The organism is Telluria sp. AZSoR62, from assembly GCF_058111565.1.
Map to the genome: position 1 here is coordinate 1 of NZ_JBYTST010000526.1, position 243 is coordinate 243.

Annotated in this window: 1 pseudogene; it reads left to right on the top strand. The window is 56.8% G+C overall.

The window, feature by feature from the left end:
• Positions 1–243: pseudogene (locus tag AC3XQU_RS24630) on the top strand (hypothetical protein); the annotation flags it as partial.

The following is a 243-nucleotide window of genomic DNA, read 5'->3' on the forward strand; positions in this document are numbered from 1 at the left end:
GATACGCTCTCGTATCCCTACTCTGACCTGCTCCGGCTGCTGTCGTCATCGCTGCAACTCCCCGATACGGCGGTTCTCAGCGTGGGGTATGGGTTCTGGGACGCGCATATTAACCGCATCGTTTTGGGCGCTTTGAGCATGAACTCCAGTATGAACCTGCTCATCGCTGATCCAGGTGGAGTCTTCGATCCTAAAACTCAAGTAACCGAGGCTCAGCTGGCGGACGCGAAAAACCGGCCCCTC